The following is a 1,655-nucleotide window of genomic DNA, read 5'->3' as shown; positions in this document are numbered from 1 at the left end:
TACCCTGTATGTGAATGAGCGTGTTATAGAAAAGAAAGTATAAAAAAACTCCGTTATCCACCGGGCCAAATGTTTTGGCCCGAGGTTAACGGAGTTCACATATGTATGTGTAGAGATGAGAGAGACCAAGTTGATTTCCGGTGAAAGGTAATCGCTCTAAAGTAGAGTGATTGCGCTTCGCTGGGAACTCAACTTATGCAAATGATAATTGTTATCATTTGCATTGTCAACCACTGAGCTTGATCTTTTTTGTTTATTCTTGAGTAGCGTTACAGGGATTGATATTCTCGCTAGCTTGTTACAAATTCTTGAGTGCATGCTATGGCACTCAAAGTTCTTCTAGGATTAACTTATGAAGTTTGAAGATGCTGCTGAATCCATTCCTAAAGAAATTTACGAAAAGTTCAAGCAAGCGATAGAGTTGGGAAAGTGGCCCGATGGCCGGACCCTCTCTCGTGAGCAAAAAGAAATATGCCTTCAGGCGGTCATGCTTTATGAAGTAAAACATGGACTCGATGAAAGCAATCGAACCGGCTATGTTGATACAACGAAAAAGACCTCCCCATGCGGGCCAAAAGACGATAGTGATGATGAGTCGACTATCCGTATATTGCACTAACAAAGAAGACGATTAATGAATCAAGTTGCATCAGGTCATTTAAGTAAAATGACAGTGAGTCAGGGGAACCCGGTAAGTTACACCTTGAACTTTGGTGATACAAAATGCAATCCTGCAGATTATCTTGGCAAGAAATTACGCTTTCGTTCTAACGGCGAGATTCGCTGTTTTCATTGTCAGAAGCGTACCAACAAGAGCTTTAACCAAGGTTACTGTTATCGATGCTTTACCAAGTTGGCCCAGTGTGACCGCTGTATTATGAGCCCTGAGCTTTGTCATTATGCACAAGGTACCTGCCGTGAGCCGGAATGGGGTGAAACACACTGTATGCAGGAGCATATAGTTTATTTGGCGAATTCAACTGGTTTGAAAGTCGGGATTACCCGTCATAACCAGGTGCCTACCCGCTGGATAGATCAGGGTGCCATTGCTGCATTGCCTATATTCTCAGTTAAGTCCCGACGACTTTCCGGTTTGCTTGAAGTTATGCTGAAAGAGTGGGTGGCGGACAAAACTAATTGGCGGAAAATGCTGAAGCATGAGGTCGTTGATATAGATCTTTTGGTTGAACGTGACCGTCTAATGGAACTGGCTCAGGATAAGTTGGCCGAGCTTGATGAGCAATTCCCCGGTGAGATTACTGCTTTGACTGAGCAGGATGTATGGGAATTTGAATACCCACACTTATCTTGGCCAGAAAAGGCTAAAACCTTTAATTTTGATAAACAAGATGAGGTGGAGGGGACCTTAATTGCCATTAAAGGGCAATATATGATTCTCGATACCGGTTGCTTAAATATTCGAAAATTTACGTCCTACGACGTCTCGCTAGACGTCGAGTAAGACATATACTTGGAAAGCATGCATGAGTGAATCAGCAAAGACGATATACCTCAAAGACTATCTTGAGCCTGCGTTTAAGATTACGTCACTTGATTTAACCTTTCAGTTATTTGAAAACGGAGCGTTGGTAAAAGCCAGGCAGCTTATCGAGCGAGTCGCTGGCCGTGAAGGCGAGGCGCTGTCACTAAATGGT

2 protein-coding genes are annotated in these 1,655 nt (G+C 43.1%); both read left to right on the top strand.

Annotated features, from left to right (window positions below; genetic code table 11):
- The first annotated feature begins 352 nt into the window (after nt 1–352).
- Nucleotides 353–619, top strand: coding sequence for a YeaC family protein (locus A3761_RS02250; protein ID WP_068506813.1), 267 nt, complete (start codon nt 353–355; stop codon nt 617–619).
- Nucleotides 620–634: 15 nt separating this feature from the next.
- The gene (locus tag A3761_RS02245) at nt 635–1,462 is read left to right on the top strand and encodes a DUF2797 domain-containing protein (protein WP_068506812.1); all 828 of its coding nucleotides are present in this window, start codon (nt 635–637) and stop codon (nt 1,460–1,462) included.
- Nucleotides 1,463–1,655 lie beyond the last annotated feature (193 nt).

The organism is Oleiphilus sp. HI0123, assembly GCF_001635315.1.
This window is presented reverse-complemented; position numbering and strand designations above follow the sequence as displayed.